Source organism: Streptomyces sp. NBC_00344 (assembly GCF_036088315.1).
Classification (GTDB): Bacteria; Actinomycetota; Actinomycetes; order Streptomycetales; family Streptomycetaceae; genus Streptomyces.
The window spans coordinates 6,428,715-6,450,962 of the sequence record NZ_CP107996.1 but is presented as its reverse complement, the minus strand read 5'-3'; the positions used below and the strand labels follow the sequence as shown (position 1 = coordinate 6,450,962).

Sequence of the window (22,248 nt, the reverse complement as noted above, 5' to 3'; positions counted from 1 at the left end):
GTCCGCGGCCGTCAGCTGCCGGACCAACGCTGCTGAATGGCGCGGTAGTCGGTCACCACGATGCCCTCCGACCTGAGGATTTCGCGCGCCTGGGACGACATGAGGAATTCGTGGTCAGTCCGGCGTACCCGCCAGCCGCCGGGATCCATCTCCTGCGACTCCTTGTTGCCCAGCGACGGATGTAGCGCCCACTCGCTGAGTCCGGGCGGCAGATCTCGCAGCAACTGGGCGTAACGTTCCTGCTTTCCCTCCACGTCCAGCGCGAAGCTGTCCAGGAACCCGTGGTCGGTGACCGGCAGATTCCGCCCTCGCATCTTGCGGCGGCCCGGTTCCAGCCAGACCCGTACAGCCAGGCCGTACTCCGCGGCCAGCGACACGGTCAGATCGAAGATGTCGTCCCGGCCGCCGTCGGCGAGACAGTGCCAGTCCAGATGGGTCGGTGCGAGACCTGCGCCGGCCACCGCCTCGATCTGTGCCCGGAACTCCGCCTCGACCTCCTCGATGCGGGCCCGGGCCAGAAGCACGCTGCTCTCGTCGGGCGTGAACAGTTCACCCTTCGCGTCGAGCAGCGAACGGACCTTCTCCCGTGCCGACAGCGGCCGCCACCGGTACGCGCGGCTGTCGCAGATCAGCGTGAGATGGATTCCGAACGGAATCTCCGGGCGGTCGCGGAGCAACTGCATGGCATGCCGTGCCCAGGGACACGGAACCATCAGGCTGCATGAACCGGCGATCCCCTGCTCGATCGATTCGACAACCGCCGCGTTGATCGCGTGGTACATCCCGAAGTCATCGCTGTTGATGATGAGCACCCGGGCATCGGCAGGGAATCCGAGCAGCTCACTCGACCGGAGCAGGGAGCCGGTGGTCACCGGGGCGCTGGCATATTCATCCATGGGCTCAGTCTGCTCCCGCGGAAGAGCGGCGCGAAAGTTCCTTGCAGTCTCCGTTGGGTGACGGTACCGGGCAGCACCGGACAGACGTCCGCGGTCGCGTGCGTCGTCGCGGCCATGCCGGCCCAGTCTGCCGGTCGGTCAGGTCGTCGTGGGGTCACCCTTGATCAGGGCGAACTGGGCGCCGGCCGGGTCACGCAGCATCGCCAGGCGTCCGACCCCCGGCGCATTGCTCGGCGGCATCAGCACCGTGGCTCCCCGTTCGGTGGCCGCGGCGAAGGTGGCATCGCAGTCGCTCACACCGAAGTACGGGTGCCACTCCGATGTCGCACCCGCATCCTGATTCTCCTTCGGAAGCTGCATGACTCCGCCCTGGCCGGTGTCGTCGCCCCTGCCGCCGCCGGGGGACGACACGACCGTGTAGACCATGCCGTCGCCCATCGGCATGTCCTGGTAGTCCCAGGAGAAGACCGAGCGGTAGAAGTTCTTCGCGGCCGCGGCGTCCCTGGTGTGCAGTTCCGTCCAGCACATGGCGTCGGGCTCCATGACCGTGTCGAGGCCCTTGGTGTCGCCGGGCTGCCACACGGCGAACTCGGCGCCCGCCGGGTCGGTGTAGCCGGCCATCCGGCCGGCGGTGAACACATCCGCCGGCGGAACACGGACCTCGCCGCCCGCCTGCTGAACGGCCCGTGTGGTGGCGTCGGCATCCGCGGTGTGGAAGTACACCGTCCAGGCCGAACTCGCGCCCGCCGTCAGAGGTCCGACCGCACCGACGGTCCTGCCGTTCAGCTGGAGGAAGCCGTAGCCGCCGGCTTCGGGGCCTGCCGACTGGAAGGTCCAGTCGAACACCCCGGTGTAGAAGGAGACGGCTGCGTCGATGTCGGGGGCTCCGAGGTCGACCCAGTTCGGCGTGCCGGGTACGTAGTCCGTCGTCAGCATGTGGGTCCTCCGATGTACTGGTATGACAGCGCCCGCCGTCCGCCACCACCGCACCACCGTTCACCCGCTCGGCGCGGCCGCCGGCAGCACCGGCCCTTGGTACCGCGCTTCCATCCTCACCCGTACAGCTGAAACCCGCGCGCCGTGCACCGGGGGCGGCGCCGGGAAGCGGCGCGCTGACTGCCTGACGGGAAGCGAAGACGCTGGTCAGGACCCGAAAGGGTTCGGCGGCATCGGTGCTGGCCCGCCTGCGGCCACCGACCCGGGCACACCCCGGCGTGCCGGCCCCCGTCAGGCGGCCTTGCGGTCCTCCCGGCCGGCCACCGGCACGCCGAGCGGGCGGGCGAGGCCCGCCACACCCTCGTCGAGGCGCTGCAGATGACGCAGCACACGGAAGGTGACGGTGCCGGAGCGCGGGACGCCCGAGCCGGAGTCCTCCAGCATCGAAGCGATGCTGGCGCCCGACTCGACCTCGCCTTCCGCGTCCTCGTCCAGTACCCGCGCGACGAGAACGTCGATGTTGTGCGCGATGCGCCGGCCGGCCCGTTCAAGACGCGGATCGGCCGCGACGCTCTTGCTGTACGGCACCAGTTCGGCAGTCGCCGCGAGCGAGCGGGCGTGGTAGGCGCAGGTCTCCAGCAGTGCGACCAGATAGCGCGCGGTCTGCCGCCGCACCCGCAGCGGGGTGATGGGATGGGTCAACGGCTGGACGGAGCGGCGTAGGTCGTCCAGCGCGGTGTCCAGATCGCGCGCCATGTCCAGCAGGTCCACCGCCGGGCCCCCACTGAGCTGGGACACCGCAGCCGATGAGACGTCCCGCAGCCGGGCGAGGACAGTGCGCAGCAACTCGTCGGTACGCCGGTCGGTGTGCACCGGCAGCACCAGTACGGCGGCGATCACACCGCAGGCGGCGCCCAGCGCCGTTTCCTCGATCCGCAGCACGAGCACGGCGAAGCTGTAGGTGTTGAGCAGGGTGTAGAGCAGCCCGAGCATCGCGGTGACGAAGAAGGACATCAACGCGTACGACAGGGGTGCGGTGAAGAACATCCCGAAGATGAAGACCAGGACCAGAAGGAACGCGGTCCACGTGTGGTTGCCGACCACACCGGCAAGGCCGACACCAGCGATCACGCCGAGAACGGTCCCCAGCAGCCGGCGATAACCCTTGACCAGGATCTCGCCGGTCGACGCCGTGTTGAGGAACACCACCCAGCAGGTCAGCACCGCCCAGTACCAGCGCTGGCTGGACAGGAACTCGCCGCCGACGATGGCCAGCGTCGAGCCCACCGACACCTGGAAGGCGGCGCGGGTGGTGGAGCGTTGCAGCCCGGTGTCTTCCTCTTCGGTCTCCTCCTGCACACCGGCCAGCGCGATGTCCTCGGCCTCGAACTCCTCGCGGGAACGGGTGGTCTCCGGTGCGTCGTCGGACTCGTCCTGGGGCCCGTCCAGGGCCAGCCGCAGCCCCAGCACGGAACGCGCGGCTTCACCGAGCCCACGGAAGACGTCCTGGACAGCGTGTGAGGCGCGCGGCAGGTTCTCCTCGTCCCGGTAACCGAGCAGCCTGTTGCGCACATGGGCCAGCGCGGTGCCCCGGCTGTCCGCGGACAGCCGGGTGACCAGCAGGTGGAGCGCGTTCAGGTCCCGGCGCAGGGCCATGGTCGCGTCGTCCTCGCGGCGTGCCCCCTCAGCGGGGCTCGCCGGTTCCGGTACGGGGGCGTTCGGGAGATGGAGCGTGAGGGTGTCGGCCCGCTCGGCGCTGCGGGCGTTGAGCAGCAGAACGCCGAGCCGTTCCGCGGCGATCTCGGCCTCGGCGACCCGGCGTTGCACCAGTGCCGCCGCGGCAGCGTCACGGGTGCCCTCCTCGAGCCGGCCCTGGATCATCAGCGCGGCCTCGTGCAGCCTGGCGGTGTGCCTGCGCAGGTCGTCGAGAACCTTGTCCAGCTGATCGGGGGTGGCGTCGAGCAGTTCGGTCTGGGTGGCCACCAGTTGGGCCAGCCGCGCGCGGAAGGCCTCACGCATCCTGCCCAGGGTGCGCTCGGGTGTCTCCGGAACGACAGCGAACCGTACGATCGCGCTGCTCGCGAAGGCGATCGTCAGGGTCAGATACAGCTCGGGCAGTGTGGGGACGGTGGCCCGCACGAACAGGGAGATGAAGTAGACCTGGAAACCCATCAGTCCGAGCGCGGTACCGCGGTCGCCGAACCGTCGGAAGTAGACGGCACAGAAGATCAGCAGGATGAAGAACGCATCACCGGCGATCACCCGGGTGTGCAGCAGTGCCCCCAGGGACATCGCCACCAGCGCGACGGGCAGGCCCAGCGCGAGGGTGAGCGCCTGGCCGCGTACGTGCTTCTCCCTGATGGCGAACGTGGAGACCATGGCTGCCATGGCCCCGGCGACCATGTGGGTGACAGGCGTGTGGAGCAGTGCGAGAACCACCAGGGTCAGGGCGATCGCACCGACCGTGCGAAGCCCCGCCATGAGTCGCAGGAGTCCGGGATCGGATGCCGCGAATCGGTGCCGGACAACGGTGCCTCGCTGCCATCTCACTGCCACGCCGCCGTACTCTCCTGACTCCTGCCACGGTCCGGTCTCTGCTACGACCCAGCATCGCACGACCCACCACTCCGGGATCGAAGCAGGTCAGGACCCGGACTGTCCGGCCCGGCGGGTCACACCGCGGCCGGGGACACTTCGGCCGGATCCAACCTGAGGTGGTCGGCACCCGAGCGGATCGCCCAGCCGAACACCGCCAGTGCGACAACACCCACGACCAGCGAGTCGTAGGGCGCCGGCAGCCGACCGGATCCGCCGAAGGTGCCGAGCCACGACAGCACGGTCAGTGCGACCAGATGGACGATCAGCCAGGCTCCGCGCCGCAGTTCGACGCGCTTCGACGGCTCCTGCGTCTCGCCCCGCCGAAGCAGCAGGAACAGCGGCACACCGGCCAGGACGAGCGGCAGGGCCAGCCGCAGGTCGTGCCAGCCCGACCAGTAGACGAACTCGCTGGCCACCACGAAACTGACCGGGGCGATCCAGCGCACGCCGGGTACCTGACCGTCCGCCCTGGGCATTCCCCGTTCCCGGTCGTGGGCCCGGAACGCAGCGGCCGCGACCGCCGAAGCCGCGTAGATGAGCAGATACATGTCCCCCATGACGCTGACGATGTCCTGCCAGCCACCGAACGGCAGCATGAAGACGACGATGACCGCCAGGTTGAGTACCAGGGCCCGGCGTGCCGTTCCGGAGCGGACGTCGATGCGCATGAAGAACCGCGGCAGCAGACCGTTCTTGGCGAGTGCGTAGGTGTGCCGGGCGTCGATCGCCACCCCGACGTAGGCCGATCCGCCCGGTGAGAGCACCGCGTCGGCGTAGAGCAGGGTCGCCAGCCAGTGCAGGTTGAGCACCAGGGCCAGCTGCCCGAAGGGTGAGTCGAAGTTGACGCCCTGCCACCCGTGGCCGAGCAGGGAATCGGGGACCGTGAACAGGAAGGCCAGCTGCAGCCCGATGTAGACGAGCACCGCCAGACCGATTCCGGTGAGCACCGCGGCCGGTACGTTGCGGCGCGGTCTGCGGGCCTCGCCCGAGAAGTCGAGCGGCGCCTGGAATCCATTGACGGAGTAGACGATGCCACCGCCGGCGAGCGCGGTCAGACAGGCCGCGTAGCCGTAGGGCGCGAAGCCGCCGTGGTCGGTGAGACGTCCGGAGTGCGTGCCCGAAAGGAACAGCGCGACCACCGTGATCACCGGAATGACCACCTTGAACAGCGATACCAGGTTGTTCATGCGGGCGAACACCCGTACGGCGAACCAGTTGAGCGCTGTCAGCAGCACGCTCAGCGCCGACGCCACTCCGAGACCGGAAGCGGTGAGTCTGCCGTTCTCGTACAGGCCGGGCAGATAGTGCGCCGCGTACTGCATGATCGCGCTGATCTCCGCCGCCGTGCCGCCGACCGACAGCAGGACGGACCAGCCGATGACCGTGCCGACCAGCCGCCCGCTGGCGTACAGCGGCCAGCGCACCGTGCCGCCGCCCTCCGGGCGGGTGGCCCCGAGCTCCACCATGACCAGAGCGACGAGGGCGCAGAGCACGCCGGCCCCGATCCAGGACAGCAGCGCCGCGGGGCCCGCGGTCTGGGCGGCGTACATCGCGGCGAACAGCCAGCCGGAGCCCAGGATGTTGGAGAAACCGATCGCGGTCAGACCCCAGAATCCGAGGTCCTTACGGAGCCTGCTCTCCTCGACGAGCACCGCGGGGACGGCGGGAGCCTGCGGTGGTTGGTTCTGCGGCACGTGACGCGCCTCCTCGCTCGGCCCGGAACCCGTCCTCGCTGCCGGTGCCCAGCGGGCCGCGCACGACCGCACGTGCCGGGAAGCAAGGGACGCGAGCCCCGGGAGGGGTGGACCCGGAGGGGCCCGGTGGGCGCAGCGGCCCGCCCACCGGGCAACCTGAATCCGGCACGCGGTTCAGCGCATGCGAATCCCGCGGTGCCTCAGAGGACGCCGGAGTCGGAGATGACGACCTTGGCCTTGGTGCGGCCCTGGGGCGAGCCGTAGCCCTCGATCTTCTTGACCAGGTCCATGCTGGCGCTGTCGGCGACCTCGCCGAACACCACGTGCTTGCCGTCGAGCCACGGCGTCACCACGGTGGTGATGAAGAACTGCGAGCCGTTGCTGTTCGGACCGGCGTTCGCCATCGAGAGCAGGCCCGGCCTGTCGTGCTTGAGGGTGAAGTTCTCATCGGCGAACTTCTCGCCGTAGATGCTCTTGCCGCCGGTGCCGTCGCCCCTGGTGAAGTCGCCGCCCTGCAGCATGAACTCCGGGATGACCCGGTGGAAACCGGAGCCGGCGTAGCCGAAGCCCTTCTCGCCCGTGGCCAGCGCCCGGAAGTTCTCCGCCGTCTTGGGAACGCTCTCGTCGAACAGGTTGAAGGTGATCCGCCCGGCGGGCTCGTCGTTGATGGTGATGTCGAAGTACGCCTTGATCGTCATGGTTCCATCCTGACATCCCCGGCATCGATTCCCCGACTCACCCCCCGGTCGGGCGCAACTCCCACAAGCTCACCCGAACCCCCATGATGTTCCCCGCCGGCCGCCGGCCGTGCGCTGGGTCCTGCTACGACGGCGGACACCGCGTATCCGCCGACGCGTGGCGCCCGGCAACCGGGGGATACAGGCAAGTGAAGGGAAGGCGGGCGGTTCCCGGGCACCGTCGCGCCCCGCCTCCGGTACTGATCCGCCACCGAGGGAAAGGCCGTCGCGTCCATGACTTCGTTTCTTCCCGCCCCCGACTGGCTTGCCGACGCCGTCTTCTATCAGATCTACCCCCAGTCGTTCGCCGACTCCGACGGCGACGGCATCGGTGATTTCAACGGCATCACCGGTCGTCTCGATCATCTCGAACGGCTCGGTGTGAACACCGTCTGGATCAATCCCTGTTTCGCCTCACCGTTCCGCGATGCCGGATACGACGTATCGGACTACCTCACGGTCGCTCCCCGCTACGGCACCGAAGGCGACCTCGTGCGGCTTGTGGAGGAAGCCGGACGGCGGGGCATCAGGGTGCTGCTCGACCTTGTCGCCGGGCACACCTCCGACGCGCATCCCTGGTTCACCGCCGCGGCCGACGACCCCGGCGACCACCGCTACATCTGGACGTCCGATGGCTGCCCCGAGGGGTTCGTGGCCTCCCCCGGGTCCCGCCCCGGCGCCTATCTGCCCAACTTCTTCGAATCCCAGCCCGCGCTCAACTTCGGCTACGCCCGAATGGATCCCTCCGAACCCTGGCGCCAGGGAGTCGACTCCGAAGGGCCGCGCGCCAACCGGGCGGCGCTCCGGGACATCATGGATCACTGGCTCGGTCTCGGCCTCTCCGGCTTCCGCGTCGACATGGCCGCCTCCCTGGTCAAGGACGACCCGGGACACCAGGAGACCGCCGGGATCTGGACGGAGATCCGCCACTGGCTCGGGGCGGCGCACCCCGGTGCCGTTCTCCTCTCGGAGTGGGGCGACCCCGCGGTCTCGGTGCCCGCAGGCTTCCATGCCGACTTCTTCCTGCAGTTCGGCGGCCCCACCGATGGCCGCCCATTGCGCTCCCTGTGGAACAACCGCCAGGGCACGGACAGCGACCACTGGGACCCGGTCGACTGCTTCTTCGACGCCGGCGGAGCCGGCTCCCCCGGCCCGTTCGCCGAGGCCTGGCAGGAAGCCGCCACCGCCGTCGGCAGCACAGGGTTCATCGCCCTGCCCACCTCCAACCACGACTTCTCGCGGCTCAACTGCGGACCCCGTACGCCGGAGCAGCTTCCCGCGGCCTTCGCCTTCCAGCTCACCTGGCCCACCCTCCCCGCCATCTACTACGGGGACGAGATCGGCATGCGCTACGTCAGCGGTCTGCCGGACACCGAGGGCAGTGTGCTGGGCCCGCACTACAACAGGGCGGGCTCTCGCACGCCGATGCAGTGGGACACGACAGCCGGCGCCGGTTTCTCCACGGCATCGGCCAACCGCTTCTATCTGCCGCTCGACCCCGACCCGGACCGACCGACGGTCTCCGCGCAGCTCGCCGACGAAGGCTCACTGCTCAACCTGGTCCGGCGGCTGATCGCGTTGCGCAAGGCGAATCCGGAACTCCGCCCAGCGGGGTCGGTGGACATCCTGCACAGCGGATACCCCTTTGTGTATCTGCGCGGGGGACGCATCCTCATCGTCGTCAACCCCCGGCGCGACGGCGCGCAGTGTGCGGTGCCCGCATCGTTGTCCGGCAGGTTCGAGGCGCTGGAGGTCTCGGGAACCCGTTTCGACGGAGTCACCGTCCGGGCCGGCGGCTTCTCCTACGGTGTCTACCGCCTCGAGGCCTGACACGGGTCTGCCCCCTCGATGGCTGACGCGGGCGGAGGCCGCGTGCCCCACGGGATCCGGACCGGGTCACCCTTGAGGGGCGATACGGTTCCGTCCATGACACTCGACGACGCGGCAGAGCCGGAGCGGACTCCGGAGACGGTCTGGGAGCAGTGCGTGGAGTGGGCCGGGCTCCTGGTGCGGATCCTGGCAGGCCGGCGCAAGCAGGACGGACTCTTCAGCGAGGAGGACGGTGTCACCCTCACCGGTACCGACCGTCCGCTGGTGGTGGTGATGCTGGCTGCGGCGATCCATGCCCAGACGGTCCTGCTGCGCGTGGACTCCCCTCAGGACGCGGCCCGGGTGCCGCTGGCGGCAGCGGGCGAGAAGGGCCTGTCCGCGACGTTGCGCCGCACCCCCTACGCCGCGCTGTGCGACGCGCCCCGGGTCCGCGGCGCCGGGGAGGTGCAGCGGGCGGTGCTCATCGCCCGCGCGGAGAGTGGGCATCCTGACGACACACTGCTCTGGCACCGGATCCGCACGGCGGCCGCGGCCGCCGTGGAGACCGCGGGAAAGAGCTGCGCCGCCGGCGGCGGGACCGACTGGTGGGAAGGTGGCCACACCATCGCCGACGTCATTGACGCGCACCCCGGGAGCAGGCCGGTGTGAGACCGCCGGGCATGGGCTGTGCCCCGCTCCACCACCCTGCTCCGCCCCTCCTACTTTTTCCAGCGAAAGCAAGGCCATGACAAGCACCCAGGAAGCCCCCGGACTGGATCCGGATCCCGCCGCGAGACGGGTCACGCCCCTCGACGAACGCGCTCAGCGAATACGCCGGCGCCTGGAGCGGCTGATCGGGATCGCAGCGACCGAGGGGAACCAGCTGATCCCGCTGCGCAACGGTGACGAGATCTTCGCCGCCATGCTGGACGGAATCCGGTCCGCCCGGCACACCGTGGACATGATGACCTTCGTCTACTGGACGGGCGATATCGCGCGCGAGTTCGCCCAAGCGCTGGCCGAGCGGGCCGGCAGCGGGGTGCGGGTGAGGCTGCTGCTGGACGGTTTCGGCAGCCGGCTCATCGAGAAGGACCAGCTGCGGACGATGGAGGAGGCCGGTGTCCAGGTCGCGTGGTTCCGCAGGCCGCTGTATCTGTCACCGCTCAAGCAGAACCACCGCTGCCACCGGAAGGTTCTCGTCATCGACGAGGACACCGCGTTCACCGGCGGGGTCGGTATCGCCCAGGAATGGTGTGGCGACGCCCGTAACGAGAACGAGTGGCGCGACACCCACGTCCAGGTGCGCGGCCCTGCCGTGGACGGCATCGCCGCCGCGTTCGCGCAGAACTGGGCCGAGTGCCATCAGGAACTCTTCGATGAGCATGACAGGTTCACCGGCCACCAGCCGCACGGCGAGGCTGTGGTGCAGGTGGTCCGCGGGTCGGCCAGTTTCGGCTGGCAGGACATGCAGACCCTGCTCCGCGTCATGATCGAGTCGGCCGAGGAGCGCATCCGGCTCGCCACTGCCTACTTCGCACCCGATGCCTACTTCATCGAGCTGCTGTGCGCCGCCGCCCGTCGTGGAGTGCGGATCGAGATCGTCCTGCCGGGACCGCACACCGACAAACGGGTCTGTCAACTGGCCGGACAGCGCTTCTATGAGGACCTCACCGCGTGCGGGGTGAAGATCTACCAGTATCAGCCGACGATGCTGCACGCCAAGGTCATCACCGTCGACCGGACCGCCGCGCTGATCGGTTCGACCAACTTCAACCGCCGGTCCCTCGCCCACGATGAAGAGATCATGCTCGCCGTGCTGGATCCGGCGTTCACCGCAACGCTGGACAGGCACTTCGACGAGGATCTCACGAACAGCGAACTCATCAGCGCACACCGGTGGAAGCGCCGCTCGCTCACCCAGCGTGTCAGGGAAGCCGCCGTTGTGCCGATCCGCCGGTTCCTCTGACACTGTCGCCTCTGGCCCTCCGGCTCTGTCACCTCTGGTCGCTGCCGGCCGCCGTCGATGGACCGTGGCGTCCGGCACGGCCGGCTCTCCGGCCGTGCCGGGTCGACGCCCGCTACCCCCTTGGTTCCGGGCATTCGCATGTCCGTCCGAATCCCGGAGGCGCACGCGGGGCACGGGTGGCACACTGGAGAAGAGGTGGAGGTGGGCCGACCCGTGACCTGCGCGCGGGATGCTCGACCGTGTGGGAGGTTCCAATGACGAGCTGGGCGTCGTGGACAACGACTGGAGTCCTCACGGGAGCAGGCGGCATCAGAACCGTGGAAGTCGGTGCACTCAGCGGGGACTTGACGGTGCACACGACCTGGATCGACGGACTGGCGGAGATCGCGGTCCAGTACAGCGGCGCTCTTGACTGGTTCACCCTGGTGGGCAGCCCGGTGCCCTGTCCCTCCCGGGAGGAGAGCCGGTCGCTGCATCAGGCTGTGATCGAGGCGATACGCGAGGGAGAGATCGAGGACGCCCTGTCCTCACCGGGCGGCGGACGCACCGGCTCGGCCTAGCCCGGCCCGGCCCGAAGACTCACCCTTTCCGTCCGCGCACGCGGTCACGCTCCGCCCAGGTTCGGCACAGTGAGCCGGACCGGAGCGGAGGCGGGCCCACCACGTGCGAGAGGCGGCTCGGAAGCGAGCGTCAGCTCACCTCGACCGAGAACGAGCCGGTGCGCAGCCCCACCCCGCCCTGCCAGGGCTCGAAGCCGGCCTGCACGCTGTTGAGAAACCAGCTGCGCTGGATCGATCCCCGGTTCGCCGCGTCGTCCGCGAAGGCACGGACGTCCAGACCTGTTACCGAGTCGGCCGGAGTGGTGCGGACGTAACTGATCACATTCCAGCCGATGTTCCCGGTCCACACATCGTAGGAGACTCCCCCGATGGTCGTCGTGGCGACCCGGGAACCGATCGGCTGGACCGGTCCCCGGTACTTCTGCCAGATCATCAACTCGCCGGCATTCTGCCCTGCGGCGGAAGGAGTCGGGTCGAACCAGATGTCGTACGCCACGTCGTACACCCCGGCCGCCGGAGAGGTGGTCGACCAGTTGCTGGTCACCTTGTTCATCGCATCCACCCTCAGCGGCAGACCGCTTCCCGTGGTGCAGTTCCCGTAGTGGCAGCCGGCGTAGATGGACGGATAGCCGGCCGGAGCCCCGTTGGTGGGGTTGTTGTGCTCGGCCCTGGTGACCTCGAAGGAGGTGCCGTCGACCGAGATGCACTGCGGGGTCGACGCGCCCCAGGCGTTGTTCTGGACGATGTACCGGCCGCCGTCGACGGACGTCGAATCGTAGGTACCGCACAGTTCGGTGGCCGCGGGGGCAGCCACCGCTGCGGGTGCGGCAGCCGTGAAGACGGCAGCCCCAGCGGCGACGGCGCCTAACACCGCCCGGGCCGCGCGGGACCGGGCGGTGAGGCGCCTCAGCGAAGTGGGGGCGGGAGTAGGAGTGGGGGGCATCCGAACATCCTTTGTTGGGAGCGCTCCCATTACCTGGCGGGAAAAACCGGCACGAACGGGAGCCATGGCGTCCGGAGCGGCGCACCGGACGAAAGCGGCCGGTTCACGGTGTACACGCGATGGGGCGGCCGCCCGCGTACAGAACGGTGGCACTTGGCATGTACGGAGTCAACGGTTACGCGCATGACGGTCCGGGCGGACCGCACGCCCCGGCAGAGCGGGTGGCGTGCCGGGGGGGCGCCGGGGGCAGGTGCTCACGGAGGAGGCAGCACACCGAAGCAGACGCCTCCCGTCCACCTGACGATGACCTTTGTCTGGAATATGGTGGATGCGGCGCAGCAGACAGACGGAGGGTGTCCGCTCCGCGCCCGGCTTTCTCCTGGGCAGAGCGGGGCCCTCCCGGTCCCCCGAGCCTCATTCGAGCGAGACAGAAACCCGTTGGACTGGACATGACACTGGGCACCGTCAAAGGTGAAACATCGAGCAGCGACGTCCTCGGCGCCCCTTGCTGGGTGAGTCTGATGGCACGCGATCTGAGGAGCGCACAGGATTTCTACGGGGCCGTACTGGGCTGGCAGTTCCGCCCGACCCCGATGGGAGGCGACTTCACGCTGGCTGTCGTCGACGGAGCGCCCGTCGCCGGCATCGGGGCACTGGCGCCGTCCCTGCAGGTCGCCGTGGCCTGGACCTCCTACTTCGCGGTCGACGACGCGGATCACGCGGTTGCGCGGATCCGTGAGCGCAGTGGCACCGTCGCGATCGGCCCGCTCTCCTTCCCCGTGGGACGCGGCGCGATCGCCGCGGACCGCGACGGTGCGACTTTCGGGATCTGGGAGGGAAAGCTGCCTGTCGACTGGCCGGACTGGCGCCGGAGAACACCCGCCTGGCTGCACCTGCGCACCCGTGACGCGCTCGAAGCCGCCATCTTCTACGGGGAGGTCCTCGACTGGGCGAACGGCCGGCCGGGGTCCTGCGTACCGGACTACGAAGGGGACGAGGTCGTGCTGTACAGCAACTCGAGTGTCCTCGCACGCCTGAGCTCCGGCGCCATCGGCTCAGCGCCCGATCCGCGCGTCCGCCCCGCTTGGCACGTCCACTTCCCCGTCGCCGATGTGGCTGCGACGGTGCGTGCCGCCCGCGCACACGGTGGCGCCGCGCTGGATGAGCGTTACGCGCCGGACAAGAGCGAGGCCGTCCTGCGCGACCCCGACGGAGCGATGTTCACCGTCACCACCCGCTCCTGTCCCGGCTGACCCGCCATCGTTCCCGACACGGCCGGCCGGTACGTCCCGCCGCTCCTGGCCGGGCGTCCGCGGACGTCAGCGCTGGATCGTGTCAGCGGCGGGAGCCACTCGACTCCCGGACCACAAGCTCCGGCTGGAGCACCACGTGCTGATGCCGGTGGTCCTGCGTATCGGGTCCGACCTCCTCGAGCAGCAGATCCGCGGCCAGGCGCCCCATCGCGACCGCCGGCTGGCGCACCGAGGTGAGCGGCACCGCCGCCGCTGCCGCGAACTCGATGTCGTCGTAACCGACGATCGCCAGATCCTGCGGCACCGCGAGTCCTGCCGCGTACACCACTTGGAGAACACCCAGCGCGAGCAGGTCGTTGGCGCAGAACACCGCGGTGGGCCGGGGTACGAGACCGAGCAGCCGGGAAGCCGCGTCGCGCCCGGCCGCGACATCCAGCCGCTCGGCGGGAATCTCCAGCAGCGCCTCGGCGGGCAGTCCCGCCTCGGCCAGCGCCATGAGCATGCCCGCGCGCCGGTCCCGGACCTGCTGCAGCTGGGAGGGGCCGGCGATGTAGGCGATGGACCGGTGTCCGGCCCCGACGAGGTGCCGGCCGGCGAGGGCACCGCCCATGGTGTCGTCGACCGACACCGAACACTCCCCCGGCTCCACACCCGCCCGGTCCACCAGGACGAAGGGGATGTGCTGCCGGCGCAGTGAGTCGAGATTGGCCCCTGTGGTGTCGGCCGGGGTCAGCAGTACACCCCGCACCCGGTGTTCCATGAACAGCGAGAGATACGTCGCCTCTTCGGCAGGGCTCTGGCCACTGTTGCAGACCATCACACCGAGCCCCGCGCTCCGGGCCGACGACTCGGCGCCGCGGACCACATCGACGAAGAAAGGATTGCCCATGTCGAGAACGAGCAGCGCCATGATGCGGCTGTGCCCGGCACGCAGCTGGCGGGCCGACTCACTCCGTACGTAGCCCAGCCGTTTGATCGCCGACTGCACCCGCTCCCTGGTCCCTTCGGACACCGTCTCGGGGCGGTTGATCACATTGGAGACCGTGCCCACCGAGACGCCGGCCTCCCGCGCCACATCCTTGATTCCGGCCATGTGGTCCTGTGCTCTCTACTGGTCCAGCGGTTCTCCCCATTGAAACAGTTCATTCGCCGTGTGCGGCCTGCCGGGTGCCGCCGGTCCGGCCCCTACGTCACTTCTTGGCAGGGATCCACTTCTCCCAGATGTGCGGGTTCTTCTCCACCCAGCGCTTGGCCGCCTCGTCAGCCGAGAGCCCTTCGGATGCGATCATCTCGGAGACCTTGTTCTGGTCGTCCTTCGTCCACTTGAAGTTCTTCAGGAGCTTCGCGGCGTCGCCGCCGGTCTTCGCGAACTCGGTGTTGAGGTACTTCTGCAGAGGGGTCTTCGGATAGGCACAGTCGACCGACGCCGGGTCCTTGGCGCCCTCGTTCCCGCACTTGTCCGTGTAGTCCGGGAGTTTGACCTCCGTCATCGGTACCTCGTTGAACAGCCACTGAGGCTCGTACCAGTACGTGAGGAAGGGCTTCTTCTCCTTGGCGAACTGCTGGATCTGGGTGATCTGCGCCGCCTCGGAACCGGCGAAGACGACCTCGTAGTTCAGCTTGAGGTTCTTCACCAGGGCCTTGTCGTTGGTGACGTAGGAAGGCGAGCCGTCCATCAACTGGCCCTTGTCACCGCTCTCCGCCGTACGCAGCCGGCCGGCGTACTTGTTGAGGTTCTTCCAGTCCGTGACGCCGGGGTGCTTGCGCGCCCAGTACGTCGGAACGAACCAGCCGATGTGGCCGGTGACCCCGAGGTCCCCGCCCGCCGTGATCGTCTTCTTGTCCTCGACGTACCGCTTCTCCTGGTCCGGGTGGCCCCAGTCCTCGAGGATGGCGTCGACCCGCCCCTGGCTGAGCGCGTCCCAGGCAGGAATCTCGTCCACCTGGACGGTGTCGACGCGGTAGCCCATCTTGTGCTCGAGGAGGTATTTGGCGACGGCGACATTGGACTGAGCGCCGACCCAGCTCTGCACCGAGAGCGTCACCGACTTGGCCCCCTTGGCGGCGGCGAAGGGTGAGGACTGCTTCGTCATGTCGGCCGCACCGCAGCCGCTGAGCGGGACCAGCAGTGAGCCGGCCGCCAATGACATGACGATGCCGGTTGTCCGGCGCTTGCGTGTGGTGATACGAGCCATGGTTCAGGCCCCCTTCGGTGCGCGGCGCCGGGTCGGCTGGGTGACCCGGTCGAGCATCAGGCCGAGACAGACGATGGCGACGCCCGCGACGAGGCCGATGGCCAGGTCGCCGGTCGCGAGACCGGTGACGACGTCGTACCCGAGGGCGCCACCGCCGACGAGGCCGCCGATGATGACGACTGCGAGCACCAGCACGACCCCCTGGTTGACCGCGAGCAGAAGTGCCGGGCGGGCCAGCGGCAGCTGGACCTGGCGGAGCAGCTGCCAGCGGGTGGCGCCCAGCGAGCGGGCGGACTCCACAGCGGCGGGCTCGACCTGCCGGAGCCCCTGCGTGGTGATGCGGATGACTGCCGGCAGTGCGTACACCACGGCCGCCGCGGCAGCCGGGGCGCGCCCGACCGCGAAGAGCGCGACCACCGGGATGAGATAGACGAACTGCGGCATGGTCTGCATAACGTCCAGGATCGGGCGCAGTACGGCTTCGGCTCTGCGGCTTCCCGCCGCCAGGATGCCGACGGCGAACCCGATGACGAGGGTGACGAACAGCGCCGCCAGCACCTGGGAAAGGGTGTCCATGGAGGGCTTCCACATACCCAGCACTCCGATGAGGCACATGGCGAGAACCGCGGTCAGCGCGGTCTGCCAGGTGCCTATCAGCCAGGCGAGTGCGGCGACGATCAGCAGCGCCCCCCACCAGGGCAGGCCGGTCAGTCCGTCCCTGAGCGGGTCCAGGATCCAGGAGGTGAAGTGTGCGGCCCAGTCGGCGGTCCCTCCGACGACCGGCACTCCGGAGTAGAGGTGGTCGACCATCCACTCCTTGAAGTCGTTGACTGGCCGGGTGATGTCCACGGTCACACCGCTCGGCCAGAGCGTGGATCCGGCCAGCCGGACCACCACGGCGACAACGGCGGTCAGTACGACCACCAGCGCCCAGCCGCGTCGGCCGCGCAGGGCCTCGGGGCCGGACGGCTCGCCGCCCAGGCGGACGCCGGCGGCCGCGGTGGTGCGGTCCATGACGATGGCCAGCAGCACGATGGGAATGGCGGCCGCGAGCGCGGAGCCCACATCGACGGAGGCCAGGGCCTGGTAGACCCGGTCACCGAGTCCGGCCGCGCCGATGAGGGACGCGATGACGACCATCGAGAGGGCCATCATGATCGTCTGATTGACACCGAGCAGCAGTTCCTTGCGGGCCAGCGGGAGTCGCGCGGTGACCAGTCGCTGCCGGGCAGTGGACCCGAGCGATGTGACGGCCTCCAGGACGCCGGAGTCGGCGCCGCGCAGCCCGAGAGCGGTGAGCCTGGCCATGGGTGGCGCCGCATAGATGACGGTGGCCAGCAGGGCGGCAGGCACTCCGATACCGAAGACCAGGACGACCGGGAGCAGATAGGCGAAGGCCGGCAGCACCTGCATGGTGTCGAGCACCGGTCGCAGCATGCGGAAGAGCCGGTCCGAGAGGCCTCCCGCGAGACCGAGGACGGCGCCGACGGCGACGGAGACGAGGACCGCCACCACCATCAGCGCAAGCGTCTGCATGGTCGGTACCCACATGTCGAGCAGTCCGCAGACCACGAGCGAGACCAGAGCGGTGAGGCCGATGCGCAGCCCGGCGACGCGCCAGGCCACGAGGGACACGGCGGCCGTCACGCCCGCCCAGCCCAGCGCCAGCAGCAGCAGATACACGCCGCGGACGGCGATGATCACCGCGTTGCTGAGGTAGCCGAGAAAGTAGATGAAGACCGGGTGGGTGTCGCGGTTGTCGATGATCCAGTCGCTGACGTCGCCCAGAGGTTTGGACAGGTCGACGGTCAGCGCACCGGGCCACAGTCCGCTGCCCCAGTTGGCATTCGCGATCGGGACGAGTACCGCCGCGATGACGACCAGCGCGAGGATCTTGCGCACACCGTGGTGGTGGAGCGCGGAGCTCAGGCCGGAGGGTTCGTCCGGAGCAGCGGGCGGGGTGGGGTCGGCTGCGACAGGTGTGGCAGTGGCCGTGGTCATGCCTGCCCCCGCTTCGCCGGGGCGGTGGGGAGATGTGCCGCCGCGAACCGGGACCGGGAAACGCCGGGGGAAGAAAGGTGCCGGGACATCAGGCCGCCACCCCCCTCTCGTCGAGACGGGCCACGACCGCGAGCAGGCAGGCGTGGTCCACGATGCCCAGGCAGCGTCCGTCCTCGACGACACGCGCGGCGGCGCCGGAGCGCACCACGACCTCGATGGCGTCGGATATCAGGGTGGCCGGGCTGAGGGTCTGGCCCTCTTCCGCCTCGTTGCCCTCTGCGGGGCGCATCGCGCGGCGGACGGTGAGGACCTGCTCGCGGGGAACACCGCGGACGAAGTCGCGGACGTAGTCGTCTGCCGGGGAGCCGACGATCTCCTCGGGGGTGCCGAGCTGCACGATCCTGCCGTCCCGCATCAGGGCTATGCGGTCGCCGAGTGTCAGGGCCTCGGACAGGTCATGGGTGATGAAGACCATCGTGCGGCCTTCTTCCTTGTGCAGCCGGACGACCTCTTCCTGCATATCGCGCCGGATCAGGGGGTCGAGTGCGCTGAACGGTTCGTCGAACAGCAGGACTTCCGGGTCGACGGCGAGCGCGCGGGCCAGGCCCACGCGCTGCTGCTGGCCGCCGGAGAGCTGGCTGGGGCGCCGGTTCTCCAGGCCCGTGAGTCCGACCTTCTCTATGAAGTCGGCGGCCTTGGCACGGCGTTCGTCCTTGCCGACACCCTGGATCTCCAGGCCGTAACCGACGTTGTCCAGGACCGAACGGTGCGGCAGCAGGCCGAAGTGCTGGAAGACCATGGAGGCACGGTGGCGGCGGAGTTCGCGCAGTGTGGACTTGTCCATCGACCGGACGTCCTCACCGTCCATCTCCAGTTCGCCACTCGTCGGCTCGATGAGCCGGGTGAGACAGCGGACGAGGGTGGACTTGCCCGAACCGGAGAGTCCCATCACCACGAAGACCTCACCCTGCCGGACGTCGAAGGAGACGTCCCGGACAGCCGCGGTGCAGCCGGTGCGCTCCCGCAGTTCCGCTCCGGACAGACTCGCCAGAGAGCTGTCGCCGGGAACACGGTCCGCCCTGGGGCCGAAGACCTTCCACAGGTGATGGACGGAGAAGACCACGTCCCCGTCGCCCTTCACCACGGGGCCGGTACCGTGCCCCGGGGCGTCGGTGGCGGATACGGAACCCGGCTCGGCGTCCATGCGTGCACCGGCCCCGGTCTCCTGGTGGGTGAGTGCGACGCCCTTCGCGGGCACCGCTTCGTTCTCGGCGGTGTTGCTGTCCTTCTTGCGGTCTTCCGCAGGTCCAGCGTCAGCGGTCGCCATCATGCATCGCCTCCCGGCTCGGGGGTCGCGGCCAAGAGGTCCGCGCATTTCTCTCCCACCATCAGGACTCCGATCATGGGATTCACCGCCGGCATCGTCGGGAAGACGGATGCGTCGGCGATACGGACACCTGAGAGACCTCGGATCCTCAGCTCGGGATCGACCACGGCCGTGGTGTCGTCGACGGCGCCGATCCGGCAGGTGCCGGCCGGGTGGTACACGGTGTGTGCGACCTTGCGGGCGTACTCACTGATGTCCTCGTCGGATGTGACGTCGGGACCGGGGCAGACCTCGCGTTTCAGCCAGTGGGCCAGCGGTTCGGTCTTCGCGATCTCGCGGGCCAGCCGGATTCCGTCGACCAGTGTTCCCGCGTCGTAGTCGTCCTCGTCCGTGAAGTACCGGAAGTCCAGGGCTGGTTTGACGTCGGGATCAGCGCTGGTGAGGTAGAGACGGCCGCGGCTGCGCGGCTTGGGGATGTTGGGCGTCATCGACACACCGTGCTCGGGCTTTTCGTAGCCGAGACGTTCCGGGTTGTCGGTGAAGGGGATCTGGTAGAAGTGGAACATCAGATCCGGCCCGCGGGACTCGTCGTCGCGCCGGACGAAGAGCCCGGCGTCCGAGTCCATCGCGGAGTTCTCCGGGATGGGCCCGTCGGTCTCCCACACGATGACCGACTCGGGGTGGTCGAGCAGGTTCTCTCCGACACCCGGCAGATCGTGCACGACGGGGATGCCCAGGGCTTCCAGGTCCTGACCGGGGCCGATACCCGAGAGCATCAGCAGCCGCGGCGTGTCCACCGCACCCGCGCAGAGCAGCACTTCACGGCCGGCCTCCAGGAGGACCTCCTCCCCGTCCTTGGTGCGGACACGGACACCGGTGACCCGCGAGCCGGTCAGCTCCAGCCGGTACGCCCATGTCTCCAGCAGGATCCTGAGGTTGGGGCGGTCGCCGGCCTCGATGTGCGGATGCAGATAGGCCACCGAGGCGGACGAGCGTTTGTTGTTCTCCGGGTGGTAGGCGAGATCGAAGAAGCCGGCCCCCTCGTGGAAGGGCTTCTTGTTGAACCCATCGATCCTGGGGACCTGCAGGGCGCTCTGTGCGGCGTCGACGAAGTCCCGGGCGATGGCGTTCCGGTCCTTCTCGTCCACCGCGACGATGTTGTTGCGGAGCTTGGAGAAATACGGGTCCATGGACTTCGCGTCCCAGCCCGCGGCACCGTGCTCGGCCCACTCGTCCCAGTCGCCCGGCAGCGGTTTGAACGAGATCAGGGTGTTGTGCGACGAACAGCCGCCGAGCACCCGGGCGCGGCTGTGCAGGATGTGCGAATTGCCGCGGGGCTGCTCGGTGGTGGGGTAGGCGTAGTCCAGATCTCCGCCGAGGAGACCGAGCCAGCGGCGGAGGGTGAGGACGTCGTCGCGGTCGATGTCAGTGGGGCCGCCCTCGACGACCACGACGTGGACGTCCGGGTCCTCGGTGAGACGGGAGGCGATCACCGAGCCCGCGGTTCCGCCGCCCACGACGATGTAGTCGGCGGTGATCCTGGAGATCTCCGGTGGCATGGGGCGTTGCTCCTTCTGCAAAGTGCTTACGCGTGCGTGTGGTGCTGCGAACAGACGGGTGGTCAGCCCGCGAACCAGCGGACCGGTTCAGGCTTCAGGTTTTCGTAGATGTGCTTCGACTCGCGGTATTCGTCCAGGCCGGTGGGGCCGAGTTCCCGGCCGATGCCGGACTTTCCGAAGCCGCCCCACTCCGCCTGCGGAAGGTAGGGGTGGAAGTCGTTGATCCAGATGGTGCCGTGCCGCAACCGTCCGGCCACACGACGGGCCCGGGCGGTGTCGCCCGACCATACGGCGCCGGCCAGACCGTATTCGGTGTCGTTCGCCAGGGTCACCGCCTCCTCCTCGTCATGGAACGACTCAACGGTCAGAATCGGGCCGAACGTCTCCTCGCGGACGACCCTCATGCCGCGATGGCAGGCGTCCAGGACGGTGGGCGCGTAGAAATAGCCGGTGGCCGGCCGCTGTTTTGACGGTTCGGGGCGGCTTCCGCCGCAGCGGAGCTTCGCGCCCTCGGCCACCGCAGAGGCCACATAGGCCTCGACCTTGTCGAGCTGCTGCTGGGAGACGAGCGGGCCGCACTCGACGCCATCGGCGGTGCCGCGGCCGAGCTTGATCTGCTCCGCGCGGCGGGCGAGTTCGGTGACGAAGCGGTCGCGGACCGACTCCTCGATGATCAGTCGTGACCCTGCCGAGCAGACCTGGCCGCTGTGGATGAAGGCGGCGTTCAGAGCCTGGTCCACCGCGGTGTCGAAGCCCGCATCGGTGGCACAGGCGTCAGCGAAGACCACGTTGGGGTTCTTGCCGCCCAGCTCCAGAGCGATCTTCTTGGCCCCTGCGACCGCGGACTGCGCGGCCTTGGTTCCGCTTGCCAGCCCACCGGTGAAGGAGAACAGATCGACCTGCGGGTGCTCGGCGAGGCGGGCCCCCACCGGTACGCCGGCCCCGGTGACGATATTGGCGACGCCGGCCGGCAGACCGGCCTCCACGAGCAGCTTCACCAGGTGGACCGTGGACAGCGGGGTCACCTCACTCGGCTTGATGACCAGGGTGTTCCCCGCGGCGAGCGCTGGTGCGATCTTCCAGCTGGCTTGCAGCAGCGGATAGTTCCAGGGGGTGATCAGCGCGCAGACACCGACCGGCTCACGCACGACGACACTGTGCACATCGGGCGATCCGGCGTCCACGACCCGTCCGCCGCTCTCGTTGACCACGAGATCGGCGAAGTAGCCGAAGGCATGGGTGACATCATCGACGTCGACCCGGCCCTCCTCCAGGGTCTTGCCGGTGTCGCGGCTCTCGATGAGCGCGATCGTCTCCCTGTCCCGCTGCAGGAGTCCGGCCACCCGGCGCAGCAGCGCGGCTCGTTCGGACACGGCGGTGCGCGGCCATTCGCCCTGCCCGCCCGCGAAGGCCCGGTGCGCGGCACGGACCGCGGCGTCGGCGTCATCGGCGCCGCCCTCGGCCACCGTCTGCAGGACCTGTGCATCGGCGGGATCGAGGACCTCCCGTGTGGCGCCGGATGCGGCGGCTCGCCACACCCCGTCTACGTGAATGGTCTCGCTTGCCGACACTTGGTACTGCCTTTCCTCACTGAACTCTCCTGCCACTGGTTCACACCAGCGACTTGCGCATCCCCGTTTGCCCCCGGTTCATGCCTGTTGGTCAACAGAAAGCGACCTACTTCACTCTCTGTGCATCACACATGACCGATCTGTGACAGAAACGGCCGCTTACGGGCGTCCCGCGCAGACGGCCGGCCGCGCGGGCCCGCAGA

17 protein-coding genes are annotated in these 22,248 nt (G+C 69.0%); 5 read left to right on the top strand and 12 right to left on the bottom strand.

Going from position 1 to position 22,248, the window contains the following annotated elements:
• Window positions 1-11: 11 nt before the first annotated feature.
• The 5 genes from OHS16_RS29280 to OHS16_RS29260 form a co-directional block, all read right to left on the bottom strand.
• A complete protein-coding gene (locus OHS16_RS29280; RefSeq protein ID WP_328540253.1) occupies window positions 12-896 on the bottom strand; it encodes a polysaccharide deacetylase family protein in 885 nt (294 codons plus the stop codon).
• Window positions 897-1,034: 138 nt separating this feature from the next.
• Window positions 1,035-1,832, bottom strand: coding sequence for a VOC family protein (locus OHS16_RS29275; RefSeq protein ID WP_328540252.1), 798 nt, complete (start codon window positions 1,830-1,832; stop codon window positions 1,035-1,037).
• A gap of 291 nt (window positions 1,833-2,123) precedes the next feature.
• The gene (locus tag OHS16_RS29270; protein ID WP_328540251.1) at window positions 2,124-4,313 is read right to left on the bottom strand and encodes an FUSC family protein; all 2,190 of its coding nucleotides are present in this window, start codon (window positions 4,311-4,313) and stop codon (window positions 2,124-2,126) included.
• Window positions 4,314-4,504: 191 nt separating this feature from the next.
• Window positions 4,505-6,124, bottom strand: a complete 1,620-nt coding sequence (locus tag OHS16_RS29265) for an APC family permease (protein ID WP_328540250.1) — start codon at window positions 6,122-6,124, stop codon at window positions 4,505-4,507.
• A gap of 200 nt (window positions 6,125-6,324) precedes the next feature.
• Window positions 6,325-6,822, bottom strand: a complete 498-nt coding sequence (locus OHS16_RS29260) for a peptidylprolyl isomerase (RefSeq protein WP_328540249.1) — start codon at window positions 6,820-6,822, stop codon at window positions 6,325-6,327.
• Window positions 6,823-7,095: 273 nt separating this feature from the next.
• On the opposite strand from OHS16_RS29260, the gene OHS16_RS29255 reads away from it, so the two are divergent.
• The 4 genes from OHS16_RS29255 (at window position 7,096) to OHS16_RS29240 (ending at window position 11,196) form a co-directional block, all read left to right on the top strand.
• A complete protein-coding gene (locus OHS16_RS29255) occupies window positions 7,096-8,691 on the top strand; it encodes an alpha-amylase family glycosyl hydrolase (RefSeq protein WP_328540248.1) in 1,596 nt (531 codons plus the stop codon).
• Window positions 8,692-8,787: 96 nt separating this feature from the next.
• Entirely contained in the window at window positions 8,788-9,339 is a 552-nt protein-coding gene (locus OHS16_RS29250; protein WP_328540247.1) for a hypothetical protein, read from the top strand.
• Window positions 9,340-9,415: 76 nt separating this feature from the next.
• Window positions 9,416-10,636: a phospholipase D-like domain-containing protein gene (locus OHS16_RS29245; protein WP_328540246.1), complete on the top strand. Its 1,221-nt coding sequence runs from the start codon at window positions 9,416-9,418 to the stop codon at window positions 10,634-10,636.
• Between the two features lie 350 nt (window positions 10,637-10,986).
• On the top strand, window positions 10,987-11,196 hold the full coding sequence (locus tag OHS16_RS29240; RefSeq protein WP_443042713.1) for a hypothetical protein: 210 nt from the start codon (window positions 10,987-10,989) through the stop codon (window positions 11,194-11,196).
• Window positions 11,197-11,326: 130 nt separating this feature from the next.
• Here the strand turns inward: OHS16_RS29240 and OHS16_RS29235 are convergent, their stop codons facing one another.
• Window positions 11,327-12,139: a GH12 family glycosyl hydrolase domain-containing protein gene (locus OHS16_RS29235; protein ID WP_328540244.1), complete on the bottom strand. Its 813-nt coding sequence runs from the start codon at window positions 12,137-12,139 to the stop codon at window positions 11,327-11,329.
• A 449-nt stretch (window positions 12,140-12,588) separates the two neighbouring features.
• Between OHS16_RS29235 and OHS16_RS29230 the strand changes: the two genes are divergently transcribed.
• Window positions 12,589-13,392, top strand: coding sequence for a VOC family protein (locus OHS16_RS29230; RefSeq protein WP_443042712.1), 804 nt, complete (start codon window positions 12,589-12,591; stop codon window positions 13,390-13,392).
• 82 nt (window positions 13,393-13,474) lie between these two features.
• Here OHS16_RS29230 and OHS16_RS29225 read toward each other — a convergent pair whose 3' ends face one another.
• From OHS16_RS29225 to OHS16_RS29200, 6 genes are all read right to left on the bottom strand, one after another.
• On the bottom strand, window positions 13,475-14,485 hold the full coding sequence (locus OHS16_RS29225) for a LacI family DNA-binding transcriptional regulator (protein ID WP_328540242.1): 1,011 nt from the start codon (window positions 14,483-14,485) through the stop codon (window positions 13,475-13,477).
• Between the two features lie 97 nt (window positions 14,486-14,582).
• Window positions 14,583-15,587 carry an ABC transporter substrate-binding protein gene (locus tag OHS16_RS29220; protein WP_328540241.1) on the bottom strand — a complete coding sequence of 335 codons (1,005 nt, stop codon included), beginning with the start codon at window positions 15,585-15,587 and terminating at the stop codon, window positions 14,583-14,585.
• A gap of 3 nt (window positions 15,588-15,590) precedes the next feature.
• Entirely contained in the window at window positions 15,591-17,588 is a 1,998-nt protein-coding gene (locus tag OHS16_RS29215) for an ABC transporter permease (protein WP_328540240.1), read from the bottom strand.
• An 88-nt stretch (window positions 17,589-17,676) separates the two neighbouring features.
• On the bottom strand, window positions 17,677-18,792 hold the full coding sequence (locus OHS16_RS29210) for a quaternary amine ABC transporter ATP-binding protein (RefSeq protein WP_443042805.1): 1,116 nt from the start codon (window positions 18,790-18,792) through the stop codon (window positions 17,677-17,679).
• Window positions 18,793-18,914: 122 nt separating this feature from the next.
• The gene (locus OHS16_RS29205; protein ID WP_328540238.1) at window positions 18,915-20,474 is read right to left on the bottom strand and encodes a GMC family oxidoreductase; all 1,560 of its coding nucleotides are present in this window, start codon (window positions 20,472-20,474) and stop codon (window positions 18,915-18,917) included.
• A gap of 62 nt (window positions 20,475-20,536) precedes the next feature.
• Entirely contained in the window at window positions 20,537-22,045 is a 1,509-nt protein-coding gene (locus tag OHS16_RS29200; RefSeq protein WP_328540237.1) for an aldehyde dehydrogenase family protein, read from the bottom strand.
• Window positions 22,046-22,248: the final 203 nt, after the last annotated feature.

Coding starts and splice junctions, on each gene's coding strand:
- OHS16_RS29280 (WP_328540253.1), bottom strand. CDS start 896: ATGGATGAATATGCCAGCGCCCCGGTGACCACCGGCTCCCTGCTCCGG.
- OHS16_RS29275 (WP_328540252.1), bottom strand. CDS start 1,832: ATGCTGACGACGGACTACGTACCCGGCACGCCGAACTGGGTCGACCTC.
- OHS16_RS29270 (WP_328540251.1), bottom strand. CDS start 4,313: ATGGCGGGGCTTCGCACGGTCGGTGCGATCGCCCTGACCCTGGTGGTT.
- OHS16_RS29260 (WP_328540249.1), bottom strand. CDS start 6,822: ATGACGATCAAGGCGTACTTCGACATCACCATCAACGACGAGCCCGCC.
- OHS16_RS29255 (WP_328540248.1), top strand. CDS start 7,096: ATGACTTCGTTTCTTCCCGCCCCCGACTGGCTTGCCGACGCCGTCTTC.
- OHS16_RS29250 (WP_328540247.1), top strand. CDS start 8,788: ATGACACTCGACGACGCGGCAGAGCCGGAGCGGACTCCGGAGACGGTC.
- OHS16_RS29245 (WP_328540246.1), top strand. CDS start 9,416: ATGACAAGCACCCAGGAAGCCCCCGGACTGGATCCGGATCCCGCCGCG.
- OHS16_RS29235 (WP_328540244.1), bottom strand. CDS start 12,139: ATGCCCCCCACTCCTACTCCCGCCCCCACTTCGCTGAGGCGCCTCACC.
- OHS16_RS29230 (WP_443042712.1), top strand. CDS start 12,589: ATGACACTGGGCACCGTCAAAGGTGAAACATCGAGCAGCGACGTCCTC.
- OHS16_RS29225 (WP_328540242.1), bottom strand. CDS start 14,485: ATGGCCGGAATCAAGGATGTGGCGCGGGAGGCCGGCGTCTCGGTGGGC.
- OHS16_RS29220 (WP_328540241.1), bottom strand. CDS start 15,587: ATGGCTCGTATCACCACACGCAAGCGCCGGACAACCGGCATCGTCATG.
- OHS16_RS29215 (WP_328540240.1), bottom strand. CDS start 17,588: ATGACCACGGCCACTGCCACACCTGTCGCAGCCGACCCCACCCCGCCC.
- OHS16_RS29210 (WP_443042805.1), bottom strand. CDS start 18,792: ATGGACGCCGAGCCGGGTTCCGTATCCGCCACCGACGCCCCGGGGCAC.
- OHS16_RS29205 (WP_328540238.1), bottom strand. CDS start 20,474: ATGCCACCGGAGATCTCCAGGATCACCGCCGACTACATCGTCGTGGGC.